Source organism: Neisseria sp. P0021.S007 (genome assembly GCF_051956855.1).
Genome location: NZ_JBQCXA010001001.1, coordinates 1 through 551, shown reverse-complemented (window position 1 = coordinate 551; position 551 = coordinate 1). Strand labels below are relative to the sequence as shown.

Below are 551 nucleotides of genomic sequence, written 5' to 3'. Positions count from 1 at the left end.
TTATCAGGCCGTCTGAAACCGTTTAAGCGGCATCAAACAGTTTGCGCATGGCTTCGATTTGATGTTGTTTCAACTCGCCTGCTTCATCGCGACCGACAAAAATTTTAAACATGGCGCCACCATTGCGGTTGATAAAGTTGAGCGAGCAAGTGGCTTTGCCCATGAACGGGCGTTCCAAAAGGTAGATGGAGGCGCAGTTTTCGTAATAGATATGACCGTGTACGCCGCCGTCAGTTTCGGGATGATCAAAGTTGTAGAAACCGCGGCCGACTTTGCCGTTAGGCAGTTTGCCGCTGACTTCGACGATGGCATCGGGGGTGTGGGCGATGAAGGTAACGGATTCATCCCATGCGGCGATGGCTTGGAGAATTTCGACAATGCGGCTGCCTTCGGTTTGGCGCACGTTCTCTTCAGGCAGGCAGCGGATAACGTCTTCAAAACTGCATTGGTTTTGCGCGGCCAGCATTTCCAGCACTTGGCCGGGATTTTTTTCTAATGATTGGCGCAACATGGTTTGTTGTTCGGCTGAAAGTTTTTGCATGGTTTGATCC

1 protein-coding gene is annotated in these 551 nt (G+C 50.8%); it reads right to left on the bottom strand.

Going from position 1 to position 551, the window contains the following annotated elements; genetic code table 11:
* Positions 1 to 22: 22 nt before the first annotated feature.
* Positions 23 to 551: heme utilization cystosolic carrier protein HutX (gene hutX, locus ACTHUR_RS17195; RefSeq protein ID WP_440399920.1), on the bottom strand; the 529-nt coding region annotated here is incomplete at its 5' end.